Origin of the sequence: Hymenobacter pini (assembly GCF_020421205.1) — a bacterium.
In the GTDB taxonomy this organism is placed as follows: domain Bacteria; phylum Bacteroidota; class Bacteroidia; order Cytophagales; family Hymenobacteraceae; genus Hymenobacter; species Hymenobacter pini.
Genome location: NZ_JAIZZH010000003.1, coordinates 940,111 through 956,200, shown reverse-complemented (window position 1 = coordinate 956,200; position 16,090 = coordinate 940,111). Strand labels below are relative to the sequence as shown.

Annotated in this window: 12 protein-coding genes; 3 read left to right on the top strand and 9 right to left on the bottom strand. The window is 61.8% G+C overall.

All coding sequences use genetic code 11. The features are described from left to right. Window positions 1–91 precede the first annotated feature (91 nt). The 4 genes from LF252_RS23075 to LF252_RS15495 all read right to left on the bottom strand — a co-directional run bounded on the left by LF252_RS23075 (window position 92) and on the right by LF252_RS15495 (window position 6,570). The gene (locus tag LF252_RS23075; protein ID WP_317197860.1) at window positions 92–1,372 is read right to left on the bottom strand and encodes a M43 family zinc metalloprotease; all 1,281 of its coding nucleotides are present in this window, start codon (window positions 1,370–1,372) and stop codon (window positions 92–94) included. Window positions 1,373–1,563: 191 nt separating this feature from the next. After that, the gene (hflX, locus tag LF252_RS15505) at window positions 1,564–2,898 is read right to left on the bottom strand and encodes a GTPase HflX (RefSeq protein ID WP_226270484.1); all 1,335 of its coding nucleotides are present in this window, start codon (window positions 2,896–2,898) and stop codon (window positions 1,564–1,566) included. A 141-nt stretch (window positions 2,899–3,039) separates the two neighbouring features. Beyond that, window positions 3,040–5,793, bottom strand: a complete 2,754-nt coding sequence (locus LF252_RS15500; protein ID WP_226270483.1) for a M16 family metallopeptidase — start codon at window positions 5,791–5,793, stop codon at window positions 3,040–3,042. 219 nt (window positions 5,794–6,012) lie between these two features. Next, complete coding sequence (locus LF252_RS15495; protein ID WP_226270482.1) at window positions 6,013–6,570, bottom strand: hypothetical protein; 558 nt, start codon at window positions 6,568–6,570, stop codon at window positions 6,013–6,015. 150 nt (window positions 6,571–6,720) lie between these two features. Here LF252_RS15495 and LF252_RS15490 point away from each other — a divergent pair, with 150 nt between their 5' ends. Beyond that, window positions 6,721–7,839 carry a glycosyltransferase family 4 protein gene (locus LF252_RS15490; RefSeq protein ID WP_226270481.1) on the top strand — a complete coding sequence of 373 codons (1,119 nt, stop codon included), beginning with the start codon at window positions 6,721–6,723 and terminating at the stop codon, window positions 7,837–7,839. Window positions 7,840–7,890: 51 nt separating this feature from the next. Then, window positions 7,891–8,433, top strand: coding sequence for a dTDP-4-dehydrorhamnose 3,5-epimerase (gene rfbC / locus LF252_RS15485; RefSeq protein WP_226270480.1), 543 nt, complete (start codon window positions 7,891–7,893; stop codon window positions 8,431–8,433). Between the two features lie 99 nt (window positions 8,434–8,532). On the opposite strand, the gene LF252_RS15480 is transcribed toward rfbC, so the two are convergent. Continuing rightward, window positions 8,533–9,831, bottom strand: a complete 1,299-nt coding sequence (locus LF252_RS15480) for a UDP-N-acetylmuramoyl-tripeptide--D-alanyl-D-alanine ligase (protein WP_226270479.1) — start codon at window positions 9,829–9,831, stop codon at window positions 8,533–8,535. Between the two features lie 64 nt (window positions 9,832–9,895). Between LF252_RS15480 and LF252_RS15475 the strand changes: the two genes are divergently transcribed. Then, a complete protein-coding gene (locus LF252_RS15475) occupies window positions 9,896–12,190 on the top strand; it encodes a T9SS type A sorting domain-containing protein (RefSeq protein WP_226270478.1) in 2,295 nt (764 codons plus the stop codon). A 97-nt stretch (window positions 12,191–12,287) separates the two neighbouring features. Here LF252_RS15475 and LF252_RS15470 read toward each other — a convergent pair whose 3' ends face one another. The 4 genes from LF252_RS15470 to msrA all read right to left on the bottom strand — a co-directional run bounded on the left by LF252_RS15470 (window position 12,288) and on the right by msrA (window position 16,062). Further along, window positions 12,288–13,085: an amidohydrolase gene (locus LF252_RS15470; RefSeq protein WP_226270477.1), complete on the bottom strand. Its 798-nt coding sequence runs from the start codon at window positions 13,083–13,085 to the stop codon at window positions 12,288–12,290. A 70-nt stretch (window positions 13,086–13,155) separates the two neighbouring features. Further along, window positions 13,156–14,328 carry a methionine aminotransferase gene (locus LF252_RS15465; RefSeq protein WP_226270476.1) on the bottom strand — a complete coding sequence of 391 codons (1,173 nt, stop codon included), beginning with the start codon at window positions 14,326–14,328 and terminating at the stop codon, window positions 13,156–13,158. 76 nt (window positions 14,329–14,404) lie between these two features. Further along, window positions 14,405–15,064: a hypothetical protein gene (locus LF252_RS15460; RefSeq protein ID WP_226270475.1), complete on the bottom strand. Its 660-nt coding sequence runs from the start codon at window positions 15,062–15,064 to the stop codon at window positions 14,405–14,407. A gap of 314 nt (window positions 15,065–15,378) precedes the next feature. Further along, complete coding sequence (gene msrA / locus LF252_RS15455; protein ID WP_226270474.1) at window positions 15,379–16,062, bottom strand: peptide-methionine (S)-S-oxide reductase MsrA; 684 nt, start codon at window positions 16,060–16,062, stop codon at window positions 15,379–15,381. Between the last annotated feature and the right edge of the window lie 28 nt (window positions 16,063–16,090).

Sequence of the window (16,090 nt, the reverse complement as noted above, 5' to 3'; positions counted from 1 at the left end):
GAATTTTACATTTCAGGGCATCATTTTGAAACAACAACGCCCGGCCCCGCAGTTGCGGACCGGGCGTTGAAGCATGAGAAGCGACAATAGCTTACTGCTTCTGGAAGCGCTGATGCTGCACGTTTACACCGTCTGTGAGAACTACCTGGTAGAAACCAACGGGCAGCGACGATACGTCCAGGGTGCCGCTTTCGGAAGTGCGGGCCTGCTTCATCTCGAAACCGCGCAGGTCGTACACCTTGGCCGTCCAGTTGCTGGCGGGCGTATCCATAGCCGTACGGATGCTGATCTGGTCAGAAGCCGGGTTGGGGTACAGCTTCATCGACTCAGTAGTATTGCCGGCTACCAGCGGAGCAGTAGCACCGTTGGAGGTAACGAGGCCCACGCGGGCACCGCCCGTAGCAAACAGGGCGTTCATGCGGCTCGACTGGCCAGTCGTGAACATGTACATGCAGGCGTCGTCGGTGTAGTCCATGTAGTTCATGAACATGTCACCGTTCGGCCCGTTGGAGCAGGTTACGTGCGGGAACGAGGGGCAGCCGTAGTTGCTGGTCTGCTGGGTGGGGGTGTCAGCAACTTGGTCATTACCGCAGCTGGCATCACCCCAAATGTGGCGCAGGTTCAGCCAGTGGCCTACCTCGTGCGTAGCCGTGCGGCCTTTGTCGTAAGGCACGGCCGAGCCACCGGGCAGCGAAGAATACAGAATTACTACGCCATCGGTGCTGGCAGCACCGCCGGGGAACTGGGCGTAACCCAGCAGGCCCTGGCCCAGGTTACACACCCAGATGTTCAGGTATTTGGTAGCATCCCAGGCGTCGTCGCCACCCCGCTTGGAGTTTTTCACGGCGTCATTGCTACTCCAAGAAGTTGTCTTGGTTTGCTTGTGAATGATACCGTTGGTAGCGGTACCCGTGGGCGTACGCTTGGCCAGCGTGAACTGGATGTTGGTGTTGGCGGCGAGGCCCGAAAAAGCAGCCGGCACCTTGTTAATATCGGCGTTCAGCTTGGCGTAATCCTGGTTTAGCACGTCAATCTGCGCCTGTACCTGGGCGTCGCTCACGTTCTGGGCGCTGGTATTGTACAGCACGTGCACTACTACTGGGATGGTAACGGTAGCCGCAGTGCGCTTCGCCAGCGGGTCGGCTACGAAACGAGCAGTTTGGGCTTCGATAGTAGCCATACGCTGAGCCAGCGTCGGGTTGGCTGCCATCTGAGCCGCCAGCACCTCCATAGAGGCACAACCCCGGTTAGCAACTTTAGCGGGCAACTGACCATTAGCCGGCAACACAGTGCGTGCACCGGTTTGCGCCGAAGCAGTTACAGAAGCCAAACACGCCAAACCCAGCGACAATGAGTAAAAGGTTTTTTTCATGCGTAAACGTTGGTTGTGAAGAAGGGTAATGGGAAAATGGAAGCTAAATATACGATTTGTTGAAATATTATCAACAAAAAGCAAGTATCGATACGAACTATTGTAAAGTAGGTTAGGGCCGGACGCATTCAAAAATGAAAAAAGCCCGGCCTGGGAGCCGAGCTTCTTCATGGTCAGGAAGATAAATTTTGCTATTCTGCTTGGTCCGCTGATTCGGAGGTGGCGGTGTACCAGCTGTTAGGCGAGAGGGCCGCTACGTGGCGTACCAGCAGGGCCCGCAGCTCGTCGATGTTCTCCCGGTTTTTGGCCGAGATGAAAATCACCGGGTCGTGCAGCTTGGCCATATACGTGGCTTTGAGCTGCTCCAGGGAGGGGCGGGGAGCCGGAGCATCTTCATCCTCGTTCATCCCCTCAAAGCCGCCGTGATGGTTGATGCCTGCTTCCGGGTTGTACTCGTCAATCTTGTTGAACACGAGCAGCATGGGCTTATCGGCAGCCTGAATGTCCTTCAGCGTGTCGTTCACCACGGCAATGTGCTCCTCAAATGAGGGGTGCGAAATATCCACCACGTGCACTAGCAGGTCGGCCTCGCGCACCTCGTCCAGGGTGCTCTTGAAGCTCTCGATGAGGCGGGTGGGCAGCTTGCGGATAAACCCGACGGTATCGGCCAGCAGGAAGGGCACGGTGTCGAGCACCACCTTGCGCACGGTGGAGTCGACGGTGGCGAACAGCTTGTTTTCGGCAAACACGTCGGCCCGGCTCAGCAGGTTCATGATGGTGCTTTTGCCCACGTTGGTGTAGCCCACCAGGGCCACGCGCACCATGCCCGTACGAGACTTGCGCTGGGTGTGGCTCTGCTTGTCCAGCTCTTTCAGGCGCTCTTTCAGGAAGCTGATCCGGTCGCGCACCACGCGGCGGTCGGTTTCAATTTCGGTTTCACCGGGGCCGCGCTGGGCTACGCCCCCGCCGCGCTGCTTGTCCAGGTGAGTCCAGAGGCCGGTGAGGCGGGGCAGCAGGTACTGGTACTGGGCCAGTTCCACCTGTGTTTGGGCCGTGGCCGACTTGGCCCGTTGCGCGAAGATGTCGATGATGAGCAGGGAGCGGTCCACAATCTTCACCTTCAGCTCGGCCTCCAGGTTGCGCAGCTGTGAGGGCGAGAGGTCGTCGTCGAAAATGACCATGCTGGCTCCGCTGTGCTGCACGTAGGCCTTGATTTCCTCCAGCTTGCCCTCGCCCACAAACGTGCGCAGGTCGGGCTTATCGAGGCGCTGCACAAAGCGCTTGGTAACGGTGGCACCGGCGGTTTCCGCCAGAAACGCCAGCTCATCCAGGTATTCCTGAGTGCGGGCGTCGGCCTGGCGTTTTTCCGGCACGGCTACCAGCACGGCGGTTTCGGCTTCCTGAACGGTTTCGTAGGTGGCTTCTTTATTGCCCTTGGCCAGAATGCGAGCCACGCGGGGCTTCAGCCCGTCGGTTTGGCCGGGGTGGCGGGCACTGTTCTGGCGGCGTTTAGATTCTTTGGCCATAATCGGTGGGAAGGTCGGGGAAGTAAAACGAAAGCCCGCCAAGCGGCAGGCTTCCGAGGAATAGTACGGCAAAGGTACTGGGTTGGGTGCTGATGAGGTACGGGACGATAGGTAACTGCTGCCTCATCACCTGGCACTGCATCACTTCGCCTTTACGGAACGGGCAAAGTCGCCGGCTTTTACCTGCACAAGGCGGTCATAGGAGAAGTATTTTTGGATGGCGGCATTGACCTGCGCGGGCGTGAGGGCTGCCAGCTGCTTTTCCAGTTCGGCGTTGTACTGGAAAGTGCGGGCTTCGGGCCGGCCCAGGTACTGCGACCAGGTGCTGGCCAAATACCGGTCCTGGGCGCGCTGGACCTGGTAGTTCTGCAGCGCCGCCGATTTGGCCGCTTTCAGCTCCTCGGCCGTTACGCCGTCTTTGATAAAGCGCTCCAGCTCCTCGCGGTACGCCTGCTCCAGGCGGGCGGAGTTGTCGGGGTTGTAGATGGCGTAGGAGTAATAGCCGCCCATAGGGTCGTTGTCATCGGCGTACACCTGGGAGCCCACGCCGTAGCTCACGCCCTCCTTCTGGCGGATGCGGGTAGCCAGGCGGGAGTTCAGGAACCCGTCGCCCAGGATGTAGTTGCCCAAGAACAGGGCCGCGTAATCGGGGCTGTCGTCGCGCAGGGGCATTTTGAGCATGGTCACGTACAGGGCGTTGGCCTTATCGTTGGTCTGGATGCTTTCCTGGCGGGCCTTGGTTTCGAAGGCCATCAGCGGTACGCGGGTGTAGGGCGAGGCGGCTTTCCACGAAGCCAGCTGCTTGCCCACGCGCTGCTGCACGGCTTTCTCCTCGAAGGTGCCCACCACGGCCAGGGTGGCGTTCTGGGCCCCGTAGAAGGTTTTGTAGAACTGGCGCACGTCTTCCACCGTCAGCTTTTTCAGCTGGGCAATTTCGTCGTCGTAGCTCAGCGTTTCGAAGATGTGGCCGGCGGGGTAGGGGTTGGCCAGGCGCTCGGCCAGGTTGAAGGCCAGGGCCTGGGGCTCCTGCTTCTGGGCTTCCAGTTGGGCCAGGCGCTCCTGTTTCAGCTTCTCAAACTCCTGGGCCGGAAAGGTGGGGTTGTGCAGGCAGTCGAAGGCCACATCCAGCACGGCCGGCAGGTGTTCCTTATCGGTCTGAATGCCCATGGTAGTGGTCTGGCCGCCGCCGTAGAAGTACACCTGGGCCTTGGCTTTGTCGAAGGCATCCTTAATCTGGGCGTAGCTGCGGGTTTTGGTGCCGCGCTCCAGCATGGAGGCCGTGAGGCTGGCCAGCAACGCCTTGTTCTGCAAAGCCTGCTGGGTGCCGTAGCGCAGCTGCAAGGTAGCGTTGACGGCGTTGGCGCGGTTCTGCTTGTTGAGGTAGGCATACTTCAGCCCGTTTTTCTCCTGGCCGCGCTTGGTGCGGGCGTCAATGTTGGCCGGGGCCACATCAAAGGCCTCGCCGGTGGCCACGGCAGCTTCGCCCTTGTAGTCCTTCACCAGGGCCGCCACATCGGGCGTGGCCGGAATGAGGCTGCGGCTGGGCGTGTTGTCGGGCTGGAACAGGCCCACGGTGCGGTTGCTGGGCTTGAAGTAGGCGGTGGCCACGCGCTGTACATCGGCGGGCGTTACGCGGCGCAGGGCGTCGCGGTAGAGGTACACCAGCCGCCAGTCGCCGCTGGCAATGTACTCGCTCAGGCTCAGGCCCAGGTTTTCGCTGTTCTGGAACATCAGCTCCACGTTTTTCAGCAGCTTGGTGCGGGCCCGGTCTACTTCCTCGGCCGTAGGCGGCGTTTTGGTGGCTACCTCATCCAGGGTAGTCAGCATGGTGGTGCGGGCCGAGTCGAGGGAGCGGTTCTGGCGCACGTCGGCGTAGAAGTAGGCAAAGCCCGCGTCGTGCAGGCCCGGCGTGAAGCCCCAGGCGGCAGCGGCTTTCTTGGGCTCCACCAGGGCTTTGTACAGCCGGCCCGAAGGCTCGTTGGTGAGCACCTCCACCAGTACGTCGGTGGCGGGGTAGTCGGGGTGGGCGGCGGCGGGTACGTGGTAAGCGGCGGCCAAGCCCTGGGTGTCGCCGGGGCGGCGCAGCGTCACGCTCCGCTCCCCATCCTGGGTAGGCTCCACAGTGTAGGTAGGCTGCAGTTGGCGCGTGGGCTTCGGAATGCCGCCGAAATACTGCTTGATGAGGCTCAGCGTTTTGGCGGGGTCAATTTTGCCGGCTACCAGCAGCACGGCGTTGTCGGGCTGGTAGTATTTCTGGTAGAAGGCCTTGAGGTTGTCGATGGGCACCCGCTCAATGTCCTCCTTGGAGCCGATGGTGCTCTTGCCGTAGTTGTGCCAGAGGTAGGCCGTGCTCAGCACCCGGTCCATGAGCACGCGGGTCGGCGAGTTTTCCCCGCTCTCAAACTCGTTGCGTACTACGCTGAACTCGGTGTCGAGGTCCTTCTTGGCAATAAAGGAGTTCACCATGCGGTCAGCTTCCAAATCCAGCGCCCACTTCAGGTTTTCCTCGGTGGCCGAGAAGGTTTCGAAATAGTTGGTGCGGTCGTACCAGGTGGTGCCGTTGGGCGAGGCGCCGTGCTCAGTCAGCTCCTGGGGCACGTTGGGGTGCTTGGTGGAGCCCTTGAATACCATGTGCTCCAGCAGGTGAGCCATGCCGCTTTCCCCGTAGCCCTCGTGCCGGGAACCCACCAAGTAGGTGATGTTGACGGTGGCAGTGGGCTTGGAGGCATCCGGAAACAGCAGTACCCGCAGGCCGTTGGCGAGGCGGTACTCGGTGATGCCTTCCACGGCCGTGGTTTTGGTAACGCCCGCGGGCAGGGCCGGGGCAGTTTGGGCCCGGGCCGCCGGGGCCAGCAGGCTCAGCGCCAGCGGCGCCAGGAGGAAAGGTAATTTCATACTGAAAAAGGGAATAGGACTAAACAATCAGGCAACGGTGAAGATACAGAATAGCGTATAGAAGCCGCAGGATATTCAACAAAACAGCCAGATACGTTTACTAACAGGGGTTTTTGGGCAAAGCATGAAAACAAAAACACTTCTCTGTTTCTACCCACCCCAGGTGTAGAAACAGAGAAGTGCGTCGCAAATGGGCGCGGGATATTGCCCTAGTTGGTACTACAAGCTTGGCTGTACCGGAACTGGGGCAGCAGTGGTATCGGCGGCAGGTGCCTGGGCGGAGTCAACCGAAGTGCTGGAATTAGCAGCCATAGTAGTTGAATCGACCGGGGCTACGGCGTCAGGAGTGGCAGTAGCTTCGGCAAGGCCGGGAGCAGGGGCGCTGGTTGCAGCCGGAGCAGCTAGGCCGGGCAGCAGCGCCGGGAACGTGCGGTAAAGCGTAGCGCCGTAGAGCACGGCCGCCCCCAGCAGGTCGCCGAGGGCTAAGTGCCATTTCTCACGGCGCAGCGTCCACACATAGGCTACCAACAGCAGCAGCGTGCCCAGCAGCGCAATCGGAAACCCAACTCCCCGGCCCGAATCAACAGCCCACACTGCCCCACCCGAAATCAGTAGCAACCCCAGCAGCAGGCTGTCGGCCCAGCGGGTGCGGGCGCGCAGGTGGCGCAGCTGCTCCCGCCGGCCCGTGAGCAACAGCAGCAGTTTGTAGCCCAAGAACAGGAACACAACCAGCACCACAACGGCGTGCAGGCGCAACAGCAGAACGGGAGTAGCCAAGGCAGAAACGGGTGGAAGATGAAGGTGGCCTAAAAATACGGCACGGCCGCCGACCGTCGGCCGAAAACCGGGCGGGTGCGTATAGGGCGGCCGGGCACGGCGTATCTTTGCCCGATTTTACTCCTGCCCTTTACCTGTAGCACCCCCGGAATGCGCGTTGCCATCGTTATCAATACCAGCTGGAACATCTGGAATTTTCGTCGGAGCCTGGTGAAAGCCCTACAGGCTGCCGGCCACGAGGTGCTGGCCATTGCCCCGCCCGACGCCTACTCCGAGCGGCTGGAAACCGAGCTGGGCTGCCGCTACGTGCCCATCCTGATGGAAAACAAGGGCACCAACCCCGTGAAGGACGCTGCCCTCACCCGCCGCTTCTACCAGATTTACCGCCGGGAGCAGCCCGATGTAGTGCTGCAGTACACCATCAAGCCCAACATCTACGGCACCATTGCGGCCCGGCTGGCCGGCATTCCCAGCGTCAACAACGTATCGGGGCTGGGCACGGTATTTATCGTGAAAAACCTGGTGAGCAAGGTAGCCCTGGGCCTGTACCGCTTCGCTTTCCGCTTTCCCAAGCGGGTGTTTTTCCAGAACGACGACGACCGGCAGTTGTTTCTGCAGCACGGGCTGGTAGACAAGCGCATTACCGACCTGCTGCCCGGTTCCGGCGTCGATACCCACCGCTTCCGCCCCGACCCCGCTTACCAGCGCCAGGAGCCGTTCGTGTTCCTGATGATTGCCCGGGTGCTCTACGAGAAAGGCGTAGAAGAATACTTTGAAGCAGCCCGCCTGGTGCGCGAGGCCGTGCCCGGCACCCGGGTACAGCTGCTGGGCGGGGTGGATGAAAGCGGGGGCGTAGGCGTGAAGCGGGCCGTGTTTGAAGAGTGGCTGCAGGCCGGCAACATCGAGTATCTGGGCACCACCGACGATGTGGCCGCCCACATTCGCCGGGCCGACTGCGTGGTGCTGCCCTCGTACCGGGAAGGTACCCCCAAAACCCTGCTGGAAGCCGCCGCCATGGGCAAGCCCATCGTAACTACTGATGTGCCCGGCTGCCGCGAAACCGTGGTGGACGGCCAGAACGGCCTCCTCTGCCAGGTGCGCAACGCCGAAGACCTGGCCGCCAAAATGCTGCAGGTGCTGCGCCTGCCTGACCCCGCCCTGGCCGACATGGGCCGCGCTGGCCGCCGCTTGGCCGAAACCCGCTTCGATGAGCAGATTGTGCTGCAGAAGTACCTTGATGTGGTGCAGCAGGTAACGCGCCGCCGCTAAATCTACCTAACTTGCGGCGCGGTTGCCGCCTTGTCTCCAGCTGTTGCTTCTATGGAATTTAAGTACTTCGATATTGCGGATGTGGTCGAAATCCAGCCGCGCGTATTTGGTGATGCCCGCGGGGCGTTTTTCGAGTCGTTCAGCGCCCAGAAAATGGAAGCGGCCGGTATTGTGGGTGACTGGGTGCAGGACAACCAGTCACGCTCCGACCGGGGCGTGGTGCGGGGGCTGCACTTTCAGAAGCCGCCTTACGCCCAGGCCAAGCTGGTGCGCGTGGCTCAGGGCCGCGCCCTCGATGTAATTGTGGACATCCGCCGTGACTCGCCCACCTACGGCCAGCACGTATCGGTGGTACTCGACGCCGAGCGGTACAATATGCTGTACGTGCCGGTAGGCTTTGCCCACGGCTTCACGGCGCTGGAAGACAACACGCTCTTCCTTTACAAGTGCACCAACTACTACGCACCCCAGTCGGAAGGAGGCCTGCTCTGGAACGACCCGGCCCTGAATATCCAGTGGGGCGTCGAAAACCCGACCATTTCGGCCAAAGATCAGGTGCTGCCCACCCTGGCCGACTTAGATAGCCCATTCTAATCGGAAGGCAAAAGATCTGAGAACAAAAGTCAACGCGCGGATAGCGCCCCCACAGGGGGCATCCGCGCGTTGACTTTTGCTTTTACCCTCGCAGCTTATTTACACCAACTCCAGCAGCGTTTCCAGGCCCATGCCGCGGGAACCTTTTATAAGGATGAGTTGCTGGCGCAGTGCCTGGGACTGTAGCCAAGTGGCGGCTTCGGGCTTGGTGCGGAAGTAGTGCGCCCCGCTGTACGTGGCGTGGGCCATTTCCTGGCCTACCAGTACCACTACATCGAGGAATAGTTCGGCCAGCAAACGGCCCAGCTCGGCGTGTTCCCGCTGGCTGTCTTCCCCTAGCTCAAACATATCCCCCAAGATAACCACCTTGCGCTGCGCGGTGCCCAGCGGGCGTTTGGCAAAGCTGTGGAGGGCGGCGGCCATACTGCTGGGGTTAGCATTGTAAGCGTCCAGCAGCACCTCGTTGTGGGCGGTGCGCACCAGCTGGGAGCGGTTGTTGGTGGGCGCGTAGCCGGCCAGGGCCTGAGCAATATCGGCGGCGGGTACTTCAAAATAGGCCCCCACGGCGGCGGCGGCAGCTAGGTTGGGGAAGTTGTAGCCGCCCGTAATCTGGGCCTCCACCACCGTGCCGTCAAACAAACGCAGCGTAACCAGCGGGTCGGTGCTCAGGATTTCGGCGGGGTTGGTATCGGTGGGGCCGGGGTAGGTGATGCGATGGGGCAGGTCGGCGGCCATGCCGGGCAGGTGCACGTCGAGCGTGTTTACGAAGGCCGTGCCGCCCACTTCCAGTAGGTAGCGGAACAGTTCACCTTTGCCCTTTATAATTCCTTCCACACCCCCGAAACCCTCCAGATGTGCCTTGCCGATGTTGGTGATGAGGCCGTGGGTAGGCTCGGCAATGCGGCAGAGCAGGTCAATTTCGCCTTGATGATTGGCGCCCATTTCTACAATAGCCAGCTCATGCTCGCCGGGCCGGATGCTGAGCAGCGTCAGCGGCACGCCGATGTGGTTGTTGAGGTTGCCCTTGGTGTACTGCACCCGGTAGCGGCGGCTGAGCACGGCGTGCACCAGCTCCTTAGTGGTAGTTTTGCCGTTGGAGCCGGTAATGGCCAGCACGGGTATGATGAGTTGCCGGCGGTGGTACTGAGCCAGCTCCTGCAGCGTGGCCAGCGGGTCGGGGGTGTAGGTGTAACGGGCGGGGTCCTGGGTGGCCAGGGCCTCATCGTCCACCACGGCAAAGCGGGCCCCGGCGGCCAGGGCCTGCGGGGCAAAGTCGCGGCCCCGGAAGCTGGGACCATTCAGCGCAAAGAACAGGGTGCCCTCCTGGGGCTGGCGCGAATCGGTGCTGACGGCCGAAGCCTGCTGGTACCGGGTGTAGAGCGCCGCAATATCTGCCATACGGTTTTGTGCGTAATTTGAGAGCAATAGGAACTGAACGTGGGCCGCTAATGTCGCCTTTTTGATGCGTAAACTATTACTTCAGGGCGTTTTACTAACGCTGATGGGCAGTGGAAGCTACGGGGCTACGGCGCAGAGCACGGGCCAGTTTGGGTTCGAATACTGGCCCGGGGCAAAAGTAGTGCACGGCTCCGAGACGCTGCCCAACGCCTGGGCCGGGGGGCTCAACTCGCCCCAGTTCTCCAACCTTGACCTCAACGCCGACCAGCAGCCTGATTTGGTAGTGTTTGACCGGGCCAACAACCGGGTGCTGCCATTTCTGAGCGTGGCCACCGCCACCGGGCGCGGCTGGCAGTTTGCCCCCGACTACGCAGCCCTGTTTCCGGCGGACCTGTACGGCTGGGTGCTGCTGCGCGACTACGACTGTGACGGCCGCCCCGACCTGTTCACGGCCGATGCTTCCGGCAGCAACATCCGCGTGTTCCGGCACATGCCCGACGCATCCGGGCGGCCCGGCTTCCAACTGGTTACCCCAATGCTCACCTACAATGATGCCTTCGGTCCCGTAAACATTGCCACCGGCGGCTACAACACGCCCGCCATTGAGGACGTGGATGGTGACGGCCGCCTCGACGTGCTTACTTATGATTTCGCTGCCACCTCGCCTTCCATCTACTACTACCGCAACACCACGGCTACCGGTTGCGGAGGGCTGGAGTTGCGCGAGGCCTCAAGCTACTGGGGCGAAATAATTGCCTGCTTGAGCGGGTGCGGCAGCTTTACGTTTGCCCCCGACCGGTGCCGCCCGCTGCCCCGCCCCGCCCACACCGGCGGCTACAACATTGCCCTGTTCGATCTGGACGGAGACGGGGACAAAGACCTGCTGACCGGGCGTGACAACTGCCCCGAGCTGACCGTGCTGCGCAACGATGGCACGGCCCAGACCGCCCGTTTCAGCAGCGCCGGCTCCAACGCGCTGGCCCCATTCAATACCACGCCCGTGCGGCTGCCCAACTTCCCGGCCGCGTACCCCGTGGACGTGACCTTCGACGGCCGCCCCGACCTGGTAGTGGCCGCCAACCTCTACGATAACACCGACACTATTGAAACCCGGCAGTCGGTGCGGCTGTACCGCAACGCAGGTACGGCGGCGGCCCCCAGCCTGGTGCGCGAGCAGCTGGATTTTCTGCAGCACGATATGCTGGAGGTAAGCGAGATGGCGGCTCCCGCTTTCGGGGATATTGACGGCGACGGGCTGGTGGATATGCTGCTGGGTGGAGTGAGCCGCAACAACGCCAAGGGCTTTTACCGGGCCGGCCTGAGCTACTACCGCAATACGGGCACCCGCACCGCGCCGGTGTTTCAGTTGATGACGACGGATTACCTGGGCCTGATGAGCCGCAAGCTCGGCTTCATTAAGCCCATACTGGTTGACTTGAACCGGGACGGAGCCGTGGATCTGGTGTACTCCTCCTTCGCCCGCAACTCCACCGACAACCCCATCACTTACGTGCTCAACACGGCCAAAGCGGGCCAGCCAGTGGCTTTCGATGTGAGCACGGCGGCCACTTTCGCCAATATGCCCCAACGGGCTTTCGATATGCCCGCCTTTGCCGACATCAACGGCGACGGGCTGGTGGATATGTTGCTGGGTACCAACGCCAACTCCCTAGATTACCCGGGCCAGTCGTTGCGCTACTACCGCAACACCGGGGCCACCAACCTGCGCCAAGCCTTTACGGTGCAGGATAATGATTTTGGCCGCCTGCGCACCAGCACCGGTGCCCGCCCCACCTACCTGAGCCCCATAGTAGCGGATTTCGACGGTGACGGCCGCCCGGATCTGCTCACGGCCGATACCTACGGCGACGTGCAGCTATTCTCGGACGTGCGGGCCCAGGCGCAAGTCGGGGCATTTCTGGGCCGCTCCGATGTGTTCTACAACGTACTCACAAAACAGTTTCAGCCGGGGCAGTGGGGCCGGGCCAACTTGTGCCGCTATTCTTTGGCCGCCGCCGATGTAGATGGGGACGGTGCCCCCGAGCTATTTCTGGGGCTGGAAAGTGGGGGTGTTGTCAGCTTCCAAGGGCGCAACCGGGTAGTTACGGCTACCCAGGCTGCCCAGCCCAGTTTAGGGGTGCAGCTCTATCCCAACCCGGCCACGTTCACGGCTACGCTGGAAGCGGCCCAACCCGTGCGCGTAACGGTACTGGATTTAGCTGGCCGGGTGGTGCGACCGGCTGCCGCCGCCGCGCGCACTCATCAACTGCCCGTAGCGGGGTTGGCGGCCGGCATATACCTGGTGCGCTGCCAGGCCCTCACCGGCGAAACCACCGTGCGGCGGCTGGAAGTGAAATAATGAATAGTTGATGCCTGATTTTTACTTTTCCTGATAAAAGCAGAACGTCATTCCTCAGCGCGGAATGACGTTCTGCTTTTATCAGGAAAAGTAAAAATCAGGCATCAACTAGGCTACGCAGCTCAAAAGCGTCGCCGTCTTGGAGGGCGGGAAAACGCTCCCGGTAGGCGGTCAGCTCGGCGCGGCGCAGGGTGCGGGTAATGCTGGTTTCCTGGTTGCCGACTTCCACCAGATACTCGCCGCGCATATCCAGCAGGGCGGAGTCGCCGGTGTAGCTGAGGCCGTTGCCATCGGTGCCCACGCAGTTCACGCCCATGGTGTAGGCCAGGTTTTCGATGGCGCGGGCGCGGAGCAGGGTCATCCAGGCGGTGCGGCGGGCGGCGGGCCAGTTGGCCATGTATAACAGCAGGTCGTAGGGCTGATCCAGGGGGGTGCGGCTCCACACGGGAAAGCGCAGGTCGTAGCAGATCAGGGGGCAAATGCGCCAGCCGCGCCACTCCTCAATCAGCCGCTCCGTGCCAGCCGTGTACACGTGGTGCTCCCCGGCCATGGTAAATAAGTGGCGCTTGTTGTAGTAGCTTACTGAGCCATCGGGCCGCACCCACAGCAGGCGGTTGAAGTAGCGTCCATCCTCATCGCGCACGATGATGGTACCAGTTACCACAGCGTCGCGGGCGTCGGCTATCAGGCGCATCCACTCCAGGGTGGGGCCGTCCATTGGCTCGGCCAGCGCGGCGGCTTCCATGCTGAAACCGGTAGTAAACATTTCCGGCAGCACAATCAGGTCCGTCGGAATGGAAATGGCATCAATGTGACGGCTCATTTCCTGGTGGTTGGCGGCTGGGTCGTGCCAGCGCAGGGCCGCCTGCACAAATGAAACGGTTAAATCGGACATGACAGCAGGTGTGTTGAAGAAGATCAGTCAGGAAGTATACGTAAAATATGCTATTCAACAAAGCTATATTTCAATTGGCTTGCAAAGTCTGCTGATGCAGACGTTCGGCCGCTGCGCGTAGCGTGGCTTCCTGTTTGGCAAAGCAAAAACGCACCAGCCGGTCGTCGTGGCGGTGGTGGTAGAAGGCTGAAAGAGGCACTACAGCCACGCCGGTTTCCTGGGTGAGGCGGCGGGCAAACTGCTCATCGGTCAGTTCCGGGGCCAGGGCACTGAAATCGGCCACTTGGAAGTAGCCGCCCGCTACCGGCAGCAGGCGCAGCCCCGTACCGGCCAGCAGCTCCCGAAACAGGTCGCGCTTTTGCTGGTAGAAGGCAGACAGCTCGTCGTAGAGTTCCGTAAGGGGCAGCACGTCGGCCAGGGCGTGCTGGGTGGGCGTGCTCACGCTGAAGGTCACGAACTGGTGCACCCGGCGCAGCTCGGCCGTGAGGGCCGGCGGGGCCACGCAGTAGCCCACCTTCCAGCCGGTGGCGTGGTAGGTTTTGCCAAACGACGACAGCACAAAGGCCCGCTCCCGCAGCTCGGGGTGGCCCGTCACGCTTTGGTGCCGTGCCCCGTCGAATACCATGTGCTCATACACCTCGTCGCTGAGCAGCAGGGTATCGGTGTTGCGCAGCAGGCCGGCCAAGGTATCCAAATCCTCGGCCGTCAGCACGGCCCCGGTGGGGTTGTGGGGCGAGTTAATCATTAGCAGCCGGGTGCGGGGCGTGAGGGCGGCGGCCACTTGGCCCCAGTCGGGCCGGAAATCGGGCAGCGCTAGGGGTACGTACACCGGCTGGCCGCCCTGCAGGCGCACGGCGGGGCCATACAAATCGTAAGCCGGCTCCAGAATCAGCACCTCATCACCGGGGAGCACCACGGCGGCCAGTACCGCGTACAGGGCCTCGGTGGCCCCGCTGGTTACGGTTATTTCGGTAGCCGCATCGGGGCGGTAACCGTAGAGGCGGGCGGTTTTATCGGCAATGGCCTCGCGCAGGCAAGGCAGGCCGGGCATGGGGGCGTACTGCTGGTGGCCGGGCGTGAGCACGTGGCGGGCCAACGCCTCTAGCAGTGGCCGTGGCGGGTCGTAATCCGGGAAGCCCTGGGCCAGGTTGATAGCCCCGTTGTCCTGGGCCAGCTGGGTCATCACCGAAAAGATACTGGTGCCCACATCGGGCAGCTTGGAAAGCAGGGTAGGGGCGGGCATAACGAGAAGCACAAAGCGGAGACGCTGAAAGATACTCAGCGCCTCCGCTTCGGCAACAGACTGGACCCGACTACTGCTACCCCCGGCGCTGATAAGGGAAACGCTTGGCGGCGTTGCGCATGAGGGAGTTGGTTAGGTTCTGCGCATTGTCGGTGAGGCCCCCGCCGCCCTGGAGGCGGCAGTCGTAGCGCCAGAGCAGGCGGCCGGCCTGCTGGTCGTGCAGGCTCAGGGAGGCCGTCACCTCATCCGATATGGCGTAGAACGGCGTGAGGACATTGATGGCTACGGCGGCGGCCAGGGGCAGGGGTTTATTGAGCAGGAGCTGGCCGGTTACCACGGCATCCACGCCCAGTAGCTTAGCCAACTCCTCGCGGGGCTTCAGCTGCATATCCTCGTAGCTGAGGCCAGCCTGCTGGAGCAGGGCGTTAGTGCGGGCTACATCCTGAAACTCCACCGTGTAGCCATCTTTGCGCTGGCCCCGGTGTAGCAGCCAGCTGTACACGTTGCCCTGCACGGCCAGGCCGGTCTGGTATTCCTGCTCGGCCAGCTCGCGCTGGCTAAAGCGGGGCCGCTGGCCGGGGAACGGCGGGGCGGGCTTTATCTGAACGTTGAAGGGAAGAATGGCTACCGCGTGGTGGCGGGGCTGCACCTGTTGTTTGAAGTCGCGGGCGGTGTACACCCGGGGGGCGCAGGCGGCCAAGCACAGGAGCAGCAGGAAGGGGAGAAGCTTTTTCATGGCAATGCAGAAGCTGAGAAATAACCGGATAGGATACACCAGTCGCGTTGGTAGCACCGGGGCGGGCAATGGTTCAGCTTCTGGCCAGAAGTAAGATATTAGTGAGTTTGCAAACCCGGTGCCAGTTTTTCAGGAAAAGTTCCGAAGTGGAGAAAAATTTGTGCTGAGCAGGGAATCGAAGCAAAAGAAAGCCTGTCATCCTGAGCAGCGCGAAGGACCTTGTCACGCTGAAATGAACCGTTAACACGGCATTCGTACGAACGTGATGAGGTCCTTCGCGCTGCTCAGGATGACAGGCGTAATTTATCAATCCGCTACAGCGGATTTTTCAGCAGTTGCGGGAATTTGTGGCGCACCTTTTCCACCTTCACCATCGACACGTTCTGGATGTAACTCTCGCGGGGGTGCAGGCGCAGGTAGCCCTGGTGGTAGCCCTCGGCGGGCCAGAACTGCCGGTAGGGCCGCACCTGCGTCACAATAGGACTGCTGTACTGCTTGCTGGCATTCACGCGGCTGATGGTTTCTTCCAAGATTTTCTTCTCGGCAGGGGTGCGGTAAAAAGCCACCGAACGGTACTGCGGGCCCTGGTCGGGGCCCTGGCGGTTAAGTTGGGTGGGGTCGTGGGCGGCTTGGAAGAACACATCGGCCAGCTGCTGGTAGCTGATTTGCTTGGGGTCGTAGTACACCTGTACGGCCTCGGCGTGGCCGGTCTGCTCGTTGCCCACTTCCTCGTACGAGGGGTTGGCCACCGTGCCCCCGCTGTAACCCGACACGGCCGCCTTCACGCCGCGCAGCTCCTCAAACACTTCCTCGGTAGCCCAAAAACAGCCGCCCGCAAAAGTGGCTTGGGCCAAGCCCTGGGTGTTAGCGGGAGCCGGGGCGGCGGTGGAGCGGGTCAGGGGGCCGGGCTCGGCTTGCGCCTCGGCGGGACGGCGCTCCGAGCAGGAGGCCAGCAGGGTAATCAACAAGGCCGCAAGGCCGTTTTTCAACAGATTCATACAGCAGAAAGTCGACGGCAACGTGAGA